General features: G+C 62.6%; 12 protein-coding genes. 7 read left to right on the forward strand and 5 right to left on the reverse strand.

Annotation, left to right across the window (positions count from 1 at the left end; genetic code table 11):
- Window positions 1-42: 42 nt before the first annotated feature.
- The 4 genes from BMZ70_RS04160 (at window position 43) to dcd (ending at window position 6,964) form a co-directional block, all read left to right on the forward strand.
- On the forward strand, window positions 43-2,922 hold the full coding sequence (locus tag BMZ70_RS04160; RefSeq protein WP_092270299.1) for a TonB-dependent receptor: 2,880 nt from the start codon (window positions 43-45) through the stop codon (window positions 2,920-2,922).
- A gap of 88 nt (window positions 2,923-3,010) precedes the next feature.
- A complete protein-coding gene (locus tag BMZ70_RS04165) occupies window positions 3,011-5,449 on the forward strand; it encodes a DNA internalization-related competence protein ComEC/Rec2 (protein ID WP_092270302.1) in 2,439 nt (812 codons plus the stop codon).
- Window positions 5,450-5,524: 75 nt separating this feature from the next.
- Window positions 5,525-6,361 carry an alpha/beta fold hydrolase gene (locus BMZ70_RS04170; RefSeq protein ID WP_092270305.1) on the forward strand — a complete coding sequence of 279 codons (837 nt, stop codon included), beginning with the start codon at window positions 5,525-5,527 and terminating at the stop codon, window positions 6,359-6,361.
- A 36-nt stretch (window positions 6,362-6,397) separates the two neighbouring features.
- The gene (dcd, locus tag BMZ70_RS04175; RefSeq protein WP_090185512.1) at window positions 6,398-6,964 is read left to right on the forward strand and encodes a dCTP deaminase; all 567 of its coding nucleotides are present in this window, start codon (window positions 6,398-6,400) and stop codon (window positions 6,962-6,964) included.
- A 15-nt stretch (window positions 6,965-6,979) separates the two neighbouring features.
- Here the strand turns inward: dcd and BMZ70_RS04180 are convergent, their stop codons facing one another.
- Window positions 6,980-8,485: a sensor histidine kinase gene (locus BMZ70_RS04180; protein WP_092270308.1), complete on the reverse strand. Its 1,506-nt coding sequence runs from the start codon at window positions 8,483-8,485 to the stop codon at window positions 6,980-6,982.
- A 3-nt stretch (window positions 8,486-8,488) separates the two neighbouring features.
- Window positions 8,489-9,181, reverse strand: a complete 693-nt coding sequence (locus BMZ70_RS04185; RefSeq protein ID WP_092277544.1) for a response regulator transcription factor — start codon at window positions 9,179-9,181, stop codon at window positions 8,489-8,491.
- Window positions 9,182-9,386: 205 nt separating this feature from the next.
- On the opposite strand from BMZ70_RS04185, the gene BMZ70_RS04190 reads away from it, so the two are divergent.
- From BMZ70_RS04190 to BMZ70_RS04200, 3 genes are all read left to right on the forward strand, one after another.
- Window positions 9,387-9,899 (forward strand): Spy/CpxP family protein refolding chaperone, encoded by a 513-nt coding sequence (locus tag BMZ70_RS04190; protein ID WP_092270311.1) that lies wholly within the window; start codon window positions 9,387-9,389, stop codon window positions 9,897-9,899.
- 58 nt (window positions 9,900-9,957) lie between these two features.
- Window positions 9,958-10,668, forward strand: coding sequence for a hypothetical protein (locus BMZ70_RS04195; RefSeq protein WP_092270314.1), 711 nt, complete (start codon window positions 9,958-9,960; stop codon window positions 10,666-10,668).
- A 69-nt stretch (window positions 10,669-10,737) separates the two neighbouring features.
- The gene (locus BMZ70_RS04200) at window positions 10,738-11,646 is read left to right on the forward strand and encodes a dioxygenase family protein (protein ID WP_092270316.1); all 909 of its coding nucleotides are present in this window, start codon (window positions 10,738-10,740) and stop codon (window positions 11,644-11,646) included.
- Here the strand turns inward: BMZ70_RS04200 and BMZ70_RS04205 are convergent.
- From BMZ70_RS04205 to BMZ70_RS04215, 3 genes are all read right to left on the reverse strand, one after another.
- Entirely contained in the window at window positions 11,643-13,082 is a 1,440-nt protein-coding gene (locus tag BMZ70_RS04205; RefSeq protein ID WP_092270319.1) for a DUF1501 domain-containing protein, read from the reverse strand. The genes BMZ70_RS04200 and BMZ70_RS04205 overlap by 4 nt on opposite strands.
- 9 nt (window positions 13,083-13,091) lie before the next feature.
- Window positions 13,092-14,774, reverse strand: a complete 1,683-nt coding sequence (locus BMZ70_RS04210; RefSeq protein ID WP_092270322.1) for a DUF1800 domain-containing protein — start codon at window positions 14,772-14,774, stop codon at window positions 13,092-13,094.
- Window positions 14,775-15,028: 254 nt separating this feature from the next.
- Window positions 15,029-17,284, reverse strand: a complete 2,256-nt coding sequence (locus BMZ70_RS04215) for an arginine/lysine/ornithine decarboxylase (protein ID WP_092270325.1) — start codon at window positions 17,282-17,284, stop codon at window positions 15,029-15,031.
- Between the last annotated feature and the right edge of the window lie 127 nt (window positions 17,285-17,411).

Below are 17,411 nucleotides of genomic sequence, written 5' to 3' on the forward strand. Positions count from 1 at the left end.
CGGTGTTCAACACCGCATCAAAAAAACGACAAGGGAGACTTCATGCACGACCAATCTATCCGCACCGCGGCGATTTTCGCACGCCCCCTCCACCTGAAATTATCTGTCGCTGCGCTGATGGGCGCAGGCCTGCTCAGCAGCGCATCAGTGTGGGCGCAAGCGGCCGCCGACAAGACCGAGCCGGCCGATACCACCGTGGTGGTCACGGGCGTCAAGGCCTCGCTGATCAAGAGCCTGGCGATCAAGCGCACCAATGACCAGGTGGTGGAATCCATCGTTGCCGAAGACATCGGCAAGCTGCCCGATAACAATGTGGTCGAAGCGCTGCAGCGCGTGACGGGCATCCAGGTCACCAACCGCGCCGGCGGCGAAGTCGGCACCTTGTCGATCCGTGGCCTGCCTGATGTCCAGACCACCTGGAACGGCCGCAATATCTTTACCGCGTCCGGCACGCAGGTCGCGCTGCAGGACATTCCTTCGACCCTGGTGCGCCAGATTGACGTCTACAAGACGCGCGACGCCAGCCAGCTGGACACCGGCATTGCCGGCCAGGTGGACGTCAAGTCGCTGCGGCCGTTCGATTTCAAGGGGCCGAAAGTCTCGCTGTCGGCGCGTGAAACCTATCTCGATCCAGCGAAAAAAGCCAACCCGCAACTCAGCGCCATGTTCAGCAACCGCTGGGAAACCGGCATCGGCGAAGTCGGCGCCTTGGTCAACCTGTCGGCCAGCGAGACGAAATACCGCAACGAGAGTGTGACGCCGGGTGCGATGGTGCCGTTCACCAGCCCCAATGCCGCCGAAGTTCCGCCAGGTTACACGCCCTTGCAGCGCATCTTCGACAACGCCATCTGGACGCCTGGCACCCATACCGGCTTGCCGATGGCGGCGGGGTCCACGCTGAATTTCAACGGCAAAGCTTATCCGTACTACCTGGCGCGCGATGCTGTTTTCCAGAGCGACCTGCAGGGCAAGCGCGAGCGTCCTGCCGCCAATCTTGCCTTGCAGTGGAAACCGAACAGCGATGCGGTCTACACCTTCGAATCGATGTACAACGGTTATCGTGACAAGGCTTTCAACCAGTTGCTGTTCAGCTTTGTTGACTGGTGGGGCGATCTCGGCAGCAACCCTGCGAGTACGATTACGACCTATCCGGGAACCAACGTGATCAAGAGCCGTACCGTCAATAACGTGTATGGCTTCAACAGTGGCGACTACACCACGTCGGCAACCGATTCCTACGTGTATGCGCTGAACGGCAAGTGGAACATTGGCGACCGCCTGAAACTGGAAGGCGATCTGTCGTACCAGACCAGCACCTATCACTCGGAATTTACCGCCACCCGGATTGATCGCGTTGCACCGTCGATCAACGTCGCCTTCAATGACGGCGGCAACAACACTTCCTTCCACTTCAATAACGACGCCGACCTGACCAACCCGGCCAAGTGGAATGTCGCGCAGTTCTACGACAACGCCAACCGCAACAAGGGCAGCGCCGCGACCGCCAATCTGACCGGCGTCTACGATGCGGACTGGGGCGCGCTGCAGACCGTTCACTTCGGCGCGCGCTTCGACGACCGCAAGGCGTCCGAGGCGAACCGTACGCAATCGGGCAATTTGAACCGCAACCTCGCCACGCTGGGTTCGGATTATTCCATCACCAACTCGAACTTCGGCACGGCCATCTCGGACGTTCCACGCTCGTGGGTGGAGCCGAATGCCTACTACATCCGCGACCATATCGACGAATGGCGCAAGCTGTATAACTCGGTCGATCCGAACTTCCTGACCACGGACAAACTGAGTCTGCAGAAGACCTTCGAGGTCGATGAAAAGACCAGCAACCTGTTCGTGATGGGGAATTTCCAAAACGAGCTGTTCGGCCATCGCCTGCGCGCCAATGTTGGCGCGCGCTACGTCAAGGTCGATACCGATATGACCTTCTACAAGGTCGATGCCACCACCAAGGCGGTCACGCCGTCCAGTGCCAGCAAGTCGACCAGCAAGGTGCTGCCAAGTGCGACCCTGATTTACGACCCATCCAAGGACGTCGTCGTGCGCATGAACTATGGTGAAACCCTGCGCCGCCCGAACTTCGGTGATCTGAATCCGGTTTTGCAACTGGGTGACGACGTGTCGAAGGTGGGTTACGGCTCGGGCAGCGGCGGCAATCCGGACCTGAAACCGACGCGCTCCAAGAACCTCGACCTGACGGCCGAGTGGTACTTCCAGAAGGACAGCGCACTGTACGGTACTTTGTTCAAGCGCAAGATCGATGGTCTGGTGGTGGGCTTGCGCCACCGGGTGCACGTTGATCCGGCGAACGACCCGTTCCGCAACTCGACCGGTGGCGGCGACCATACCAACGGCTATGACTACGTCATCAACTCGCCGGTCAACGCCTCCGACGGCAAGATCAGCGGCGCCGAGCTCGGCTTGATCTACTTCCCGAAAGGGCTGCCGAGCCTGCTGGACGGCCTGGGATTCCAGGGCAGCTACACGCGACTCAGCTCGTCGCAGAACGTACCTGACGCCAATGATGCAGGCGTGGTAGTGGCCCAGCTCGAGACCCCGTTCTTCGGCGTGTCCAAGAGTTCCTACAACGCCACCCTGGCGTATGAAAAGGGTCCGGTCAGTGCGCGCTTGTCGTACGTCTGGCGCTCGGGCTTCCTGGCCGCCAACGAAGCCGCCTTGTTTGCCAATCCGATTGGCATCTGGCGTCATCCTGAAAAGAGTGTCGACATGCAAGTGTCGTACAAAATCAACGACAACATGTCGGTCGATATCAGTGGCGTGAACCTGACTAACGAAATGCAGCAGCAGTACTACCACTTCGGCAATGCCGGTAACGCGCAGCTGACCAATTTCGGCACGCTCCAGATCGGACGTTCGGTCTCGGTAGGCTTGCGCTGGAAAATGTAAGCTGAACTGAGCCACATCAAACGGCGGCAGGCTTCACGGCCTGCCGCCGTTTTTGTTTGCGTAGTATCGCAGGATGGGAGGCGATGCTATGCGAATGGTGCTGATTGGTTTGGCGGTTGGAGCGGCTTGCCTGCAGGTGCAGGCGGCCTTGCCGTCGCCGCTCGCGATGGCTGTGACTCTGGCGCTGCTGCTGGCCCTGTTGCTGGCGTCGACGTTTGCTCGGCGCCGTTTTTCCTTGCAGGTGCGGCCTGTGGTGCGCGGCGTGGCAGGGCTGCTCGCGGGGTGCGTGCTGGGATTTGTATGGGCCGCGTGGATGGCGCATCGTGCGCTGGGGCCGCAGTTGGCCTTGGCGGATGAAGGCCGCGACCTGCATATCGTCGGCACGGTTGATAATCTGCCGTACCGGTTTTCGCAAGGTGTGCGGTTCAATTTTGCGGTGGAAAGCGCGGATGGCGTGGTGCCGCCGAGGATTGCGCTGTCGTGGTATGCCGGCTATCGTGACCAACGTGCCGAGGTGCCGGATGTGCAGCCCGGCGAGCGCTGGCAGTTGACGGTGCGCTTGCAGCGGCCGCACGGCAATGCCAATCCCTACGGCTTCGATTATGAAGCGTGGCTGCTGGAGCAGGGCGTGCGTGCCACCGGCTATGCGCGCGTGGCGCGCGACAACCAGCGCTTGGATGGTTTCGTATTCAGCATCGGCAACGCGGTGGAGCATAGCCGCGCGGTGCTCAGGCAGCGCATCCTCGCCGCCTTGCCAGGCAAACCGTATGCCGGCGTGATCGTGGCGCTGGTGGTCGGCGACCAGCGCGGCATCGATCAATCGGACTGGCAGGTCTTCAATCGCACCGGAATTGGACACCTGATTAGCATCTCTGGTTTACATATCACGATGGTCGCAGGACTGTTTGCGTGGTGCGCTTTCACGCTGTGGCGCTGGTCGTTTTTCACGCGCTTGCAATTGCCGTTGCTACTGCCTGCGCAGAAGGTTGCGGCGCTGGTGGGGGCTGGCGTGGCGTTGTTGTATGTGCTGCTGGCCGGCTTTGGCGTGCCAGCGCAGCGCACCTTATACATGCTGTGTGTTGTCGCTGCCGCGCTGTGGCTCGATCGGCTGACCAGCATTTCGCACGTTCTGTGCACCGCGCTCGGCGTGGTGGTGCTGATCGATCCTTGGGCGGTATTGTGGCCTGGCTTCTGGCTGTCGTTTGGCGCGGTGGGCATCATCCTGTACGCCACCGTAGGCCGTACCACGCCGCCCATGCAGCATGCGCCGCCGCCGGGCGGACCGCATGTACCGATCCAGTTGTCGCGCCGCGAGCGGCTCATGCTGGCGTTACAGGTCGGTGCGCACACGCAGTACGTGGTGACGTTCGGACTGGTGCCGATCACCATGCTCTTGTTCGGACAGGTCTCCGTCGTTAGCCCGCTGGCAAACGCGCTCGCGATTCCCTTGATCAGCCTCGTAGTCACGCCGCTCGCGCTGGTGGGCAGCCTGCTGCCGCAGGTACTGGCCGTACCGATGCTGGGCTTGGCGCACCTGCTGGTCGAAGCACTGGCGCAATGCCTTCAGTGGTTCAGCGCCATGCGCTACGCCGTGTGGAACGCGCCGGTGCCGCCGTTCTGGCTATTCTGCTGGGCGATGTTCGGCACTCTGTGGCTGCTCGCACCGCGCGGATGGCCGGTGCGCTGGCTGGGCCTCGCCACGTGGATACCGCTGCTGGCCGCCGAACCATCACATCCCGCGCCCGGCCGCATGACCGTCACCGCCTTCGATGTGGGGCAGGGCATGGCGTTGCTGATCGAAACCAGCGGCCACCGCCTGCTGTACGACACCGGCCCCGCCTACACGCCCGAAACCAACGCCGGCAATCGCATCCTGCTGCCGTACCTGCGGGCGCGTGGCATCGGCGCATTGGACGGCATGGTCGTCTCGCACAGCGATGCTGATCATTCCGGCGGCGCGCTGTCGCTGCTGGATGGCGTGCGTACCGGCTGGGTGCTGTCATCGCTGCCGCAGCGGCACGCCATCGCGCTGGCCGCGCGGCGGCACGTGCAGTGCGCGGCCGGGCAGCAATGGACATGGGACGGCGTGCGTTTTGAGGTGCTGCATCCGCAAGCGGCCAGCTACGCCGACGCCACACTCAAGCCCAACGCGCGCGGCTGCACGCTGAAGATCACGGCAGGCGGCAAATCCATCCTGCTGGCCGGCGACATCGAAGCCGAGCAGGAAGTGCAACTGGTGCGCCAGGGCGGCCTGCAAGCCGACGTCCTGCTCGCGCCGCACCACGGAAGCGGCACCAGCTCCACCCGCGACTTCCTGCTGGCCGTGCATCCACAGGCGGCCATCTTCCAGGTCGGCCACCGCAATCGCTACCGCCATCCCAAGGCCGAAGTCTACGAGCGCTACGGCGCCCTGCAAATCCAGCGTTACCGCACCGACCAAAGCGGCGCCTTGACGCTGGAATTTGATGAAACTATACGAATTTCCAGCGAGCGAAGCACCCATGCCCGCTATTGGCAAGCGCGTTAATTAGAGCGGTTCCACCAACCGCCATCCCGCACTCACATTACAATGGGGCAAAAATAACCATACGGGAGACCGCTTGTGAGCAAGCCCAAGCTGCATTTTGCGCACGCCAACAGCTATCCGGCGGGCGTGTATCGCCAGTTCTTTGCGCTGTTGTCCGAGGATTTCGAGATCCAGTCGCTGGACATGCACGCCCATAATCCGCTGTACCCGGTCACCGACTGCTGGCCGAACCTGGTGGACGAATACATCAACGAACTGACCACGCGCTACACCGAGCCAGTGATCCTGGTCGGCCACTCGCTGGGCGGGATGCTGAGCATGATGGTGGCGCACCAGCGCCCGGACCTGGTGCGCTGCGTGGTGATGCTGGATGCCCCGGTGGTCGGCGGCTGGCGCGCCTTCGCCTGGCGCATGATCAAGCTGCTGGGCCGTGCCTACAGCGTGCCGCCGGCCAAGTTCTCCGTCCGCCGCCGCAACGTCTGGCCGGATGCGCAAGCCGCCCACGACCATTTCGCCGCCAAGGACTTGTTTGCCGCTTGGGCGCCCGGCGTGCTGGCCGATTACATGGACAGCGGCCTGAAACCGCATCCGGATGGCGTCCAGCTGCGGTTTACGCGCGAGCAGGAAACCGCCGTCTACGCCACCTTGCCGCACCACTTGCCGAAGCTGCTGGCCAAGGGCTATCCGGTGCCGATCGGCTTCATCGGCGGCGACAATTCGTGGGAGACCAGCCAGTCCGGCCACCAGCACACGCAGGCGCTGGTGGGGCAGCATTTCCGCATTCTGCCGGGCGGCCACCTGTTCCCGATGGAGAACCCGCGTCTGGCCGCGCACGCGACCAAGGAAATGATTGCCGACCTGTTATCCGTGCAATCTGGTAAAAAGGTTCTTAAAAAAGAAGCTTTAGCGTAAAATCTCGGGCATTGTAAAACTCATGGGTGCCTTGCGATGACGATTAAAAGCGATAAATGGATACGCCGTATGGCGGAAGAACACGGGATGATCGAGCCTTTCTTCCCGGACCAGGTACGCCAGGAGGACGGCCGCAAGGTAATTTCCTACGGCACCTCGTCGTACGGCTACGATATCCGCTGCGCCGATGAGTTCAAGGTGTTCACCAACATCAACAGCACCATCGTCGACCCGAAGAACTTCGATTCGAATTCCTTCGTGGACGTGAAAAGCGACGTCTGCATCATCCCGCCGAACTCGTTCGCGCTGGCCCGCACGATGGAATACTTCCGCATTCCGCGCAGCGTGCTGACCGTCTGCCTGGGCAAGTCGACCTACGCCCGCTGCGGCATCATCGTCAACGTGACGCCGTTCGAGCCGGAATGGGAAGGCTACGTGACGCTGGAGTTTTCCAACACCACGCCGCTGCCAGCCAAGATCTACGCCGGCGAAGGCTGCGCGCAGGTGCTGTTCTTTGAAAGCGATGAAGTCTGCGACGTGTCTTACAAGGACCGCAACGGCAAATACCAGGGCCAGCACGGCGTGACCCTGCCGAAGGCCTGATAAGCCGACTGCCGGTCAGCGCTTGACCGGCAGGATCATCTCCACGCACAGGCCGCCGCCGGCACGGTTGCTGGCCTTGATGCTGCCGCCGTGGGCTTCGATCACGTGCTGGGCGATCGCCAGGCCGAGGCCGTGGCCTTCGGTGCTGGCGTTACTCGAACGGAAGAAGGGCTGGAAGATGGTTTCCAGATCGGCCGGCGACACGCCCGGTCCACGATCGAGCACGCGGATCACCAGCTGGCTGGCTTCTGGCAGCGAGCGCGTCTGTAGCTGCACTTCGCCGCCTTCCGGGCTGTGCTTGATGGCGTTGCGCACCACGTTTTCAATTGCCCGGCCCAGCAGATCGGGCTGGCCGATCATTTGCACGTCCGCTTCACCCTCCCGTATCACGCTGCGGTTCTGGCTGGCCGCTTCGTAGTGGGCGTCGTCGGCGATTTGCTCCAGCAGGTCGGCCATACTGATTTCCTCCTGACTGGCCTTGATGGCGCCGGCTTCGAGGCGCGCCAGCGTCAACAGTTCTCCCACCAGTTTGTCCATACGTACGCTTTCGCGCTCGATGCGCTCCATCGACGCGCTCCATTTTTCCGGTTGCTGGTGCGCCAGGCCGATCGCCGCCTGCAGCCGCGCCAGCGGCGAGCGCAGCTCGTGCGAGACGTCGTGCAGCAGGCGGGTCTGGCCGTCGATCAGGCTGCGCAGGCGCGCGGTCATACGGTCGAAATCGCGGCCGAGGTCGTTCAGTTCGTCGCCGGCCTTGCCGCCTTCCTTGGTGAAGCGCGGCGCCAGGTCGCCGTTGGCGGCGGCGTCGAAGGCTTGCCGCAGGGCGCGGATCGGGCGCGAGAAATACCAGGCCAGCAGTACCGCGAACAGCAGGCTGGCGGCGGTGGCGGCGGCGATCGGCACCCACGGCCCCATCGGCTGGAAGCGCGGCCCCCAAGGACGGTCGCCCATATCGCGGCGCTCATCCATGCCGGGGCCGCCCGGCGGCGGGCCTGGCGGACGGCGCTCGTCGCGGCGATTGTCGTCGCCCTGCAGCACCGAGGCCGCCTTCATGGCCATCTGTGCGCCGCCGCCCAGGTTGGCCAGCAGCGGACGGGTTTCACTTTCCAGCGTACGCATGCGCTCGCCCGATGGCAGGAATAGCAGGTAGCCTTTGCCGTCGTCACCGGCTACCTGGCGCACTACGCGGCGCTTGCCGTCTTCCTTGAGGCGCTCGCGCGATTCCTGCAATGTACGCGGATTGACGGCGCGTCCCAGCAGTTCCTGCCCCTGTTCATCGACCGCATACACGCGGTGCCGCTCCATGTTTTCCAACATGCGTTTCAGGGCCTTCACGCCGCCGAATTCCAGCGTCGAGGCGGCCGCGTTGATCGCCATTTCGGCCGGCGGGCTCATGTCGAGGCTGACCTGCTGGCTGCCGAATTGGTTGCGGTTTTTCAGCCAGACCGCGCCGCCGATACACACGGTGGCCGCCAGCTGCGCCAAAAAGATGGACAGGAAGAACTTCCAGAACAAACGGCCCAAGGCTTACTCCTTGATCAGCTGGTAGCCCAGGCGATATACGGTCTGCAGGCAGGAGCGGCCATCGGCGATGGTGCCGAGCTTGTGTCGCAGCGAGCTCAGGTGAACGTCGATGTTGCGGTCGAAGCGCGCCAGCGGCCGGCCCAGGCCTTGCTCGGACAGGGTGTTCTTGCTGACCGGACGGCCGGCGTTGCGCGCCAGCACTTCCAGCAGGTTGAATTCGGTGCTGGTCAGTTCCAGCTTGTCGCCGGCCCAGGTGGCGCGGCGCTGTTCCGGCCACATGATCAATTGGCCGACGGTGATGGCGGTCTGCTGGCTGGTGTCGGCCGGCACGCTCTGCGCACGGCGCAGGATGGCGCGGATGCGGGCGGTCAGCTCGCGCGGGGTGCACGGCTTGGCCACGTAATCGTCGGCGCCCAGTTCCAGGCCAACAATGCGGTCGGTATCGTCGCCGCGCCCGGTCAGCATCAGGATCGGCAGCTGGCTGTTGGTGCGGATGCGGCGCAGGGTTTCCAGGCCGTTCATGCGCGGCATCATCACATCGAGGATGGCGATGGAGTACAGGCCGGTAAAGGCTTCGGCGGTGCCGGCCTCGCCGTCGTGCACGGTTTTGACGTCAAAGCCTTCCTGTTCGAGGTATTCCTTAAACATGCCCACCAGTTCGATGTCGTCGTCTATCAGCAGTACTTTGCTCTTCATTGCAGCGATTTTCTTTGGATACAGATCGCTCATCATAACAGCCGCACCTCGCACGGCGGCACGCTTTTACCCCGTTTTACAACGTATTTCCACATGGGAATTGCATGTCAGATAAGCATCTTTACGCCGATTTACGTTGCCCTTACGGCACTTAACACAGGGGAATCACAGAATGGTGCTCACTACCAATCAAGGGATTCTTTGCATGAAAACATCAAAACCAAGCGTACGCAATGTCCTGCTGGCTGCCGTCCTGGCGCTGCCGCTGTTTGTCATGGGCAATAGCGCTCGCGCCGACGAGATGGGCGCCGGGCGGCCGCCGATGGCGCAAGGGGAACATGGTCCGCATGGTCCTGAGCATGATGGTCCTGGCCCGTTCGCCCCCGGCTTCGGCCCTGGCCGTCCACCATTCTTTCACGGCCTGGACCTGAGCGAAGCGCAGCAAGACAAGGTCTTCGCCATTGTGCACGCGGAAGCGCCGTACCTGCGCGAACAGTCCAAGGCGGCGGCCAAGGCGCGCGAAGCGCTGCGTGCGCTGGCCAGCGCCGACAAGTACGACGACGCCAAGGCCGCCGCGCTGGCCAAGGACCTCGCCACCGCCGAAGCCAACCTCGCCCTGCAGCACGTGCGTACTCAACAGAAATTGCTGGCCGTGCTCACGCCGGAACAGCGCAACAAGCAAGCGGACGAAAAGCCGCGCCATCCGCAGCGCCCTTAACGTTGTTTTGCAAAGTCGTACCCGTAGTCCCCCTCAAACCTAATAAGCGGAGAACCGTATGTCAATCAGCGCCCTGAGTTCCAGTAGCGCTGCCAGCGCGCTCAGTTTCCTGAGCCGTTTGAGCAGCACCAACAGCACCAGCAGCACCAGTACGAACAGCACCGAGGGAGTGCGCCCGCCACCGCCGCCACCGGATGACGGCGGCGGTTTCGCCGACGCCATCGCCGAAGCCTTGAAAGCGATCGGCATCACCGATACCAGTTCGAGCAGCACCAGCAACACCGACAGCTCGACTGCATCGGCCTCGGCCAGCAGCGATACCAGCGACACCACCAGCGCCGACGACGTGGCCGCTGCGCTGGGCAGCTTCCTGCAAAGCCTGATGGGCGCGCTGCATGCGCAGAACAGCGAAGGCGCCGATGCGCCGCCACCGCCGCCATACGGCGAGCAGGGCGGCCCTGGCGGTCCGGGCAAGCTGGAATCGGACCTGCAAAGCCTGATGTCGGAACTGAGCTCGGGCACCAGCACCACCGATAGCACCAGCAGCGACAGCGATGCGGTCGATCAGCTGGAAAGCGCGTTCGCCAATCTGCTGGACAAGCTGGGCGTCAGCACCGACACCACCAGCGCCGACAGCACTGATAGCACTGATAGCACCAGCAGCACCAACACGGATGCAGCCACCAAACTGGCCGCCTTCCTGCAAGCGCTGTCGAGCAAGGTCGGCAGCAACGGCACCAGCGGCAATCTGGTCAACACCACAGTTTAAGCCTTCGTAGTAGCGGCCGCCGTGCGAGCGCGTGCGGCGGCCTTTTTTTCACCCAAGCAGGAGTAGGTAATGGATTCTCACGACGATCACCACGAACACAGCCTGGCGGCCGATTTGACCGCGATGCTCAATCTGAATAGCGACCGCCGCCAGACGCTGCGCTGGCTGCTGGCTGGCGCCTCGGCGTTGCCTGTGCTCGGATGCGGCGGCGGTTCGGGCAGCGACAGCAGCACCACGACCACCACTTCGTCGACCAGCACCACGACCACCGGCAGCACCACCACCGGCACCACCGGCACCACGACCACCACCACCACGCCGACCACCGGCTCGTGCTCGGTGATCCCGGAAGAAACCGGCGGCCCCTATCCAGGCGACGGCACCAACAGCAACAGCAGCGGCGTAGTGAACGTGTTGACCCAGTCGGGCGTGGTGCGCAGCGACATCCGCAGCAGCTTCGGCAGCGCCAGCGGCACGGCGGCCGGCGTCCTGCTGACCATCAAGCTGCAGATCGTCAATGCCAACAACAACTGCGCGGCGCTGGCCAATGCCGCCGTCTACCTGTGGCACTGCGACCGCGACGGCAACTACTCGCTGTACTCGTCCGGCGTGACCAACCAGAACTACCTGCGCGGCGTGCAGGAAGCCGACAGCAGCGGCAACGTCACCTTCACCACCATTTTCCCCGGCTGCTATTCGGGCCGCGTGCCGCACGTGCACTTCGAGGTGTACCCGACGCTGGCCAAGGCCAACAGCGCCGCCAACCGCATCAAGACCTCGCAATTCACCTTCCCGGTGGCGACTTGCAACGAGGTGTACGCCACCACCGGTTACAGCGCCAGCGTGAAGAATATGGCGGCGATCAGCCTGAGCAGCGACGGCATCTTCAGCGATGGCTATTCGCTGCAAATGGTCAGCATCACCGGCAATACCACCGACGGTTATGTGGCGACGCTGACCGTAGCGGTGAACGGCTAAACGGCGTTCATGAAGCCCAGGTTGCGGGTGCTGAAGTTGCCGATGTTCGGGAACACATCCGTAATCTGCGTGGCCGACAAGCCGAACCAGCTGGCCAGCGTGGCGCCGTACTGGTCGACCGAAATGGTCGGCAGCAGGGCGCCCGAGCCGACATCCAGTTCGTGCCCCAAGCCGGTAACCGGCATGCTGCCGTAGATGTTCTTGCCTTTGACGGCGCCGCCCACCACAAAATGGTGCGAGCCCCAGCCGTGGTCGGTGCCGTCGCCATTGCTGCTGAAGGTGCGGCCGAAATCGGAGGCTGTGAACAGCGTCACCTGCTTGCGCACGTCGGTGCCTTGCAGGCTGGCCAGCGTGGTGTCGAAGTAAGTAATCGCGTGAGACAGCCGCGCCAGCAAGTCGGCTTGGTTGGCGCGCTGGAAATCGTGCGTGTCGAAGCCATTGAGGCTGACATAAAACACTTGCCGCTTGAGCCCCAGCGCGCCATGTGCGGCAATGATGCGTGCCACCGTCTGCAACTGCACCGCCAGCGGATTGACCGCCGTCCCCCCTGTATTGGGGTTGATGTACAGGCCCGGATCGGCCACGCCGCCAGCGCCGGCCGGCGGCAACACGCTGCTCAGTTTTGCCTCAGCGTCGATGGCGCGCGCCGTTACCGCCGCATGCTCTTTTCGCAGCAGTTCGGACGTGTCCGCAGTGATGATCTGCCGCAGCGGGTTGGCGGCGGCCGACAGTCCATACAGCGAGTCGTTCAGGCGCCGGATGGGCGCCGGTCCGGTGCCGCTGACCTGGTATTGACGGGCCTCCTGTCCGCTCAGGAACAGCGCGTTGCCGGCGGTGGAAATCGCGGTGAAGGCGGAGGCCGTGCTGGCGCTGATCAGGTCTGCCATCCGGCCGCCCCAGCCGAAATCGGTCCCGCCACCCGGCTGGGAGGTTTGCCATTGCGCTTGCTGATCGTTGTGCGAGAACAGGCGCGGCGGCAGCGCCACGGCGCCGGCCTTGTACTGCGCCAACGTGGTCGGCCGCAATAGCGTACCGACGTTGGTCACGATAGCGGCGCGCCCGCCATCGAACAAGTTCTTCATCGCCTGCATGGATGGATGCAGCGCGAAGTTGCGGCCAGCGTGCGCGGTGGATGGCGTAATCGGCAATACGCCGCCGGCCAGGCCTGCCGCCGGCAGGGCGATGGAACCGGTGTCGGTGGTAGTGCGGATGCGCTGGTAAGCGCTCCACGAGTCGGGATCTGTGGCCAGCACAGTGTTGAAGTGGTCGTTGCCGCCGTGGAGGAACAAGCAGACCAAGGCTTTGTAGTCGCCGGCTTCCTGCGCGGCGGCGCTGCCCATAGCGGCCAGGTTGAGCGTGAAGGGCAGGCTGCTGCCGCCGGCCAGTGCCAGCATGTTGCCGACGAAACGACGGCGTGATGGATGGTGTTGAGACATAGTGAGTCCTTATCGTTGCGCCAGGTATTCGGGAGATGCCATCGTCAGGAAAATCGCCATGTAGACACGGTTCTTGCGCGCGTTCTCGGTGGCGACAACGTCGCCGCTGGCGGGTGGGGTAATGGCGCTGACGGCGCTGATGATCTGGTTGCGAAGCGTGGTCGACATGCCGCCGCCCATCAGCAGCAGTTGGACGCGGTCCACCAGCTGCTCGGGCGAGCCGATCAACGCCAGTTCATTCGTATAGTCGGGCACGACGTCGAGCTTGGTGCCGGTGCCGTTCGGGATGGTGATAAGCATGAAATTGAGGTAGCCGGTCACGCTGGGCTCGCCCGTGATCTGCATTTCCGGCGCCACCAGGCGCGCCGCCGACAGCGTAGTGTTGGGCGGCGAGTAGGATGGGCGGTAGAAGTTGAATACGGATAGGGAGCGCAGCGGCGCTTGGCCGATGCCAGTCAGCGGGTCGTCCAGATTGCCTATCAGGAAACGCCCGCTGGTCGACTTTACGTTGAAGGCGCGCATCCAGTTGGCCAGCCGCACCACCGGCTCGCGCAGCTTCCTTGGGTGGCCTTTGTCTGCCGCCTCCGGATCGAGCAGAATGGCGCGCAGCACCGCGCGCATGTCGCCGCGCACGCCGTTGCCGTTGTTGTTGAAGGCGGCCGCCACGCGGCTGATGTAGGCGGCGTTCGGATTGCTGGTGACCAGCCGCTGAATCAATTGGCGGCCGATGAAGGGGCCGACATTGGGATGGTTGAACAGGGTGTCCAGTGCCACCTTCAGATCGGCTTCTCCGGTGCCGTTGGTGCTGACACCCAGGAAGGTCTTGGTCGAGGTCGAGTGGAAGGCCGGATACATTTGCATCGGCGTCCATTCGCGCGCGGGATCGGGAGCGCCGCTGAAGAAGCGCAGGGTGCTGCGGTCCGGACCACTCCAGCTCCAGCCGGTGAAGACCTTGGCCAGGCCAGCCACGTCGTCGTGGGTGTAGGTTTCAATTGGGACACCGCCGCTGGTCTTGACGCTGCCGTCCTGGTTCAGCTGGTACAGACCGATGGTCATCAGCTGCATGATCTCGCGTGCAAAATTTTCATCCGGCACGCGGGTACCGTTTTCCTTCTGGTTGTGCATATGGCTGAGGTACGCCCCCATCATTGGATGCAGCGCCACCGCTTGCAGCAGGTCACGGAAATTGCCGAAGGCGTAACGACCCAGCGTGTCATAGTAGTCGGCCATGCCGGTGACGCGACCGGCGACGCTGCTGTCCATGAACGACACCACGAAAATTTGCGACAAGGCGTAAGTAACGCGCTGGCGCAGCTGGTCGTCGCCCTGGGCAGCCTGACGCCAGAACGACTCCTGGAACAGGGTGGACGACAGCGCTGCGCCGGTGAATTGCTGGACGTAGTCGCGGTGCAGGACTTGTGGCTTGGTGAACTGGGCAGTGATCCAGGCGGATTTGCCCAAGCTGCTTAGCTCATTAATGGTGGCGGAGGTCGCGCCGAAACTCGCCTGCCCCAGGAAGTGTGCGGCCGCAGCGGGTGCCAGGGTGCCCGTTCCGCTGGTTGCGGTGCCGCTGGTGGTGACGCCAGCCGTGATGTTGGGGCTGTGCTGAGGGGCGGTGCTTGCCGGTTCGTTGCCGCCGCCACAGGATGCCAGTAGTAGCAATCCGGCAAATGTGAATCGATTACAGTTCATTACCCGTTACCTTGTCGATGAGAAAGGCTTTCGATTGTAGAAGAGCCTGTCGCCTGCGTCGGGGTAATGTTTATTATTGTTACGTAACTATTTAATTTTAAAGAATTTTTTATCCGAAGTTAGCGGTATCTTGGCGGTAATTTCGGCGAACTTATTTAGGTGGAAATGTAAATTTCTTTTTGCAAATGTCAATTCCGCGCAACAGAAAATTAAAAAAAAAGCAGCGAAAGCTGCTTTTTTGGGGAACGGTAAACTTACTGCTTGACGCAATCGACGAAGTAGCCGCGCTTGCCGTCTACTTCGCGCTTGACCAGGCCGTGCACGTCGGTCTCGAAGCCCGGGAAGCGCTCGTTGAAGTCGCGTGCGAAGCGCAGGTAGTCAACGATGGTTTTGTTGAAGCGTTCGCCCGGAATCAGCAGCGGAATGCCCGGTGGGTACGGGGTCAGCAAGATCGAGGTGATGCGGCCTTCCAGCTCATCAATGGCAACGCGCTCGATTTCACGGTGCGCCATCTTGGCGAACGCGTCCGACGGCTTCATGGCCGGTACCATGTCCGACAGGTACATCTCGGTGGTCAGGCGCGCCACATCGTAGGCCTTGTAGAAATCGTGGATCTGCTGGCACAGGTCGCGCAGGCCGATTTTCTCGTAGGTCGGGTTGGCGGCTGCGAATTCCGGCAGGATGCGCCACATCGGCTGGTTCTTGTCGTAGTCGTCCTTGAACTGTTGCAGTGCGGTCAACAGGGTGTTCCAGCGGCCCTTGGTGATGCCGATGGTGAACATGATGAAGAACGAGTACAGGCCGCACTTCTCAATGATCACGCCGTGCTCGGCCAGGTACTTGGTCACGATCGACGCCGGGATGCCGGTCTCGTCGAACTTGCCGTCCAGCGACAGGCCAGGGTTGACGATGGTGGCCTTGATCGGGTCCAGCATGTTGAAGCCCGGCTTCAGGTCGCCGAAGCCGTGCCATTCCTTGCTTTGCTCGGTGAAGATCCAGTCGGCTTGCGAGCCGATGCCTTCTTCGGCGAACTCGTCCGGGCCCCACACCTTGAACCACCAGTCTTTGCCCCATTCGGCGTCGATCTTCTTCATGGCGCGGCGGAAGTCCAGCGCTTCCAGGATGGATTCTTCCACCAGCGCGGTGCCGCCCGGTGCTTCCATCATGGCGGCAGCGACGTCGCACGAGGCGATGATCGAGTACTGCGGCGAGGTCGAAGTGTGCATCAGGTAGGCCTCGTTGAAGGCGTCCTGGTCCAGCTTGACGGTTTCCGATTCGCGCACCAGCACTTGCGAGGCCTGCGACAGGCCGGCCAGCAGCTTGTGGGTCGACTGGGTCGAGAAGATCATCGACTCTTTCGCGCGCGGGCGGTCCTTGCCGATCGCGTGCATGTTCTTGTAGAAGTCGTGGAAGGTGGCGTGCGGCAGCCAGGCTTCGTCGAAGTGCAGGGTGTCGATCTGGCCGTCCAGCAGCTCGCGCAGGGTTTCCACGTTGTAGACCACACCGTCGTAGGTCGACTGGGTGATGGTCAGGATGCGCGGCTTCTTGTTCACGGCTTCGCGCGCGAACGGATTGGCTTCGATCTTGCGCATGATGCTCTCCATCGAGAACTCTTCCAGCGGGATCGGGCCGATGATGCCGAGGTGGTTACGCGTTGGCATCAGGAACACCGGAATCGCGCCGCACATGATGATCGAGTGCAGGATCGATTTGTGGCAGTTGCGGTCAACGACCACGATGTCGCCTGGCGCCACGGTCGAGTGCCACACCATCTTGTTCGAGGTGGATGTGCCGTTGGTGACGAAGTAGCAGTGGTCGGCGTTGAAGATGCGCGCGGCGTTGCGCTCGGACTTGGCGACCGGGCCGGTGTGGTCCAGCAGCTGGCCCAGTTCTTCCACCGCGTTGCAGACGTCGGCGCGCAGCATGTTCTCGCCAAAGAATTGGTGGAACATCTGGCCGATCGGCGATTTCAGGAACGCCACGCCGCCCGAGTGGCCAGGGCAGTGCCACGAGTACGAGCCGTCGTTGGCGTATTCCACCAGCGCGCGGAAGAACGGCGGCGCGAGGCCGTCCAGGTAGGACTTGGCTTCGCGGATGATGTGGCGCGCCACGAATTCCGGCGTGTCCTCGAACATGTGAATGAAGCCGTGCAGCTCGCGCAGGATATCGTTGGGGATGTGGCGCGAGGTGCGGGTTTCGCCGTACAGGTAGATCGGGATGTCGGCGTTCTTGTAGCGGATTTCCTCGACGAAGGCGCGCAGCGATTTCAGCGCGGTGTCGGTGTCTTCCACCGAGCCCGAGCCGAATTCTTCATCGTCGATCGACAGCACGAAGGCCGACGCGCGCGATTGCTGCTGGGCGAACTGGGACAGGTCGCCGTAGCTGGTCACGCCCACCACTTCCATGCCTTCTTTTTCCATTGCATCGGCAAGGGCGCGAATGCCCAGGCCGGACGTGTTCTCGGAACGGAAATCCTCGTCAATGATGACGATGGGGAAACGAAATTTCATGCATGTCTCCAAAAAAGCAAGCCGCCCCTGACTTATGTGGAGGGGCGGACTAGGGGCGCGACCGCTCAGGTGAGCTAGCCGCAAAAAAATAAGAACGGGATTCTCGCAGAAATAGCGGCTCTGCGGG

This window comes from Duganella sp. CF402 (assembly GCF_900109645.1).
In the GTDB taxonomy this organism is placed as follows: domain Bacteria; phylum Pseudomonadota; class Gammaproteobacteria; order Burkholderiales; family Burkholderiaceae_D; genus Rugamonas.

Coding starts and splice junctions, on each gene's coding strand:
- BMZ70_RS04215 (WP_092270325.1), bottom strand. CDS start 17,284: ATGAAATTTCGTTTCCCCATCGTCATCATTGACGAGGATTTCCGTTCC.
- dcd (WP_090185512.1), top strand. CDS start 6,398: ATGACGATTAAAAGCGATAAATGGATACGCCGTATGGCGGAAGAACAC.
- BMZ70_RS04205 (WP_092270319.1), bottom strand. CDS start 13,082: ATGTCTCAACACCATCCATCACGCCGTCGTTTCGTCGGCAACATGCTG.
- BMZ70_RS04160 (WP_092270299.1), top strand. CDS start 43: ATGCACGACCAATCTATCCGCACCGCGGCGATTTTCGCACGCCCCCTC.
- BMZ70_RS04210 (WP_092270322.1), bottom strand. CDS start 14,774: ATGAACTGTAATCGATTCACATTTGCCGGATTGCTACTACTGGCATCC.
- BMZ70_RS04200 (WP_092270316.1), top strand. CDS start 10,738: ATGGATTCTCACGACGATCACCACGAACACAGCCTGGCGGCCGATTTG.
- BMZ70_RS04195 (WP_092270314.1), top strand. CDS start 9,958: ATGTCAATCAGCGCCCTGAGTTCCAGTAGCGCTGCCAGCGCGCTCAGT.
- BMZ70_RS04190 (WP_092270311.1), top strand. CDS start 9,387: ATGAAAACATCAAAACCAAGCGTACGCAATGTCCTGCTGGCTGCCGTC.
- BMZ70_RS04185 (WP_092277544.1), bottom strand. CDS start 9,181: ATGAAGAGCAAAGTACTGCTGATAGACGACGACATCGAACTGGTGGGC.
- BMZ70_RS04165 (WP_092270302.1), top strand. CDS start 3,011: ATGCGAATGGTGCTGATTGGTTTGGCGGTTGGAGCGGCTTGCCTGCAG.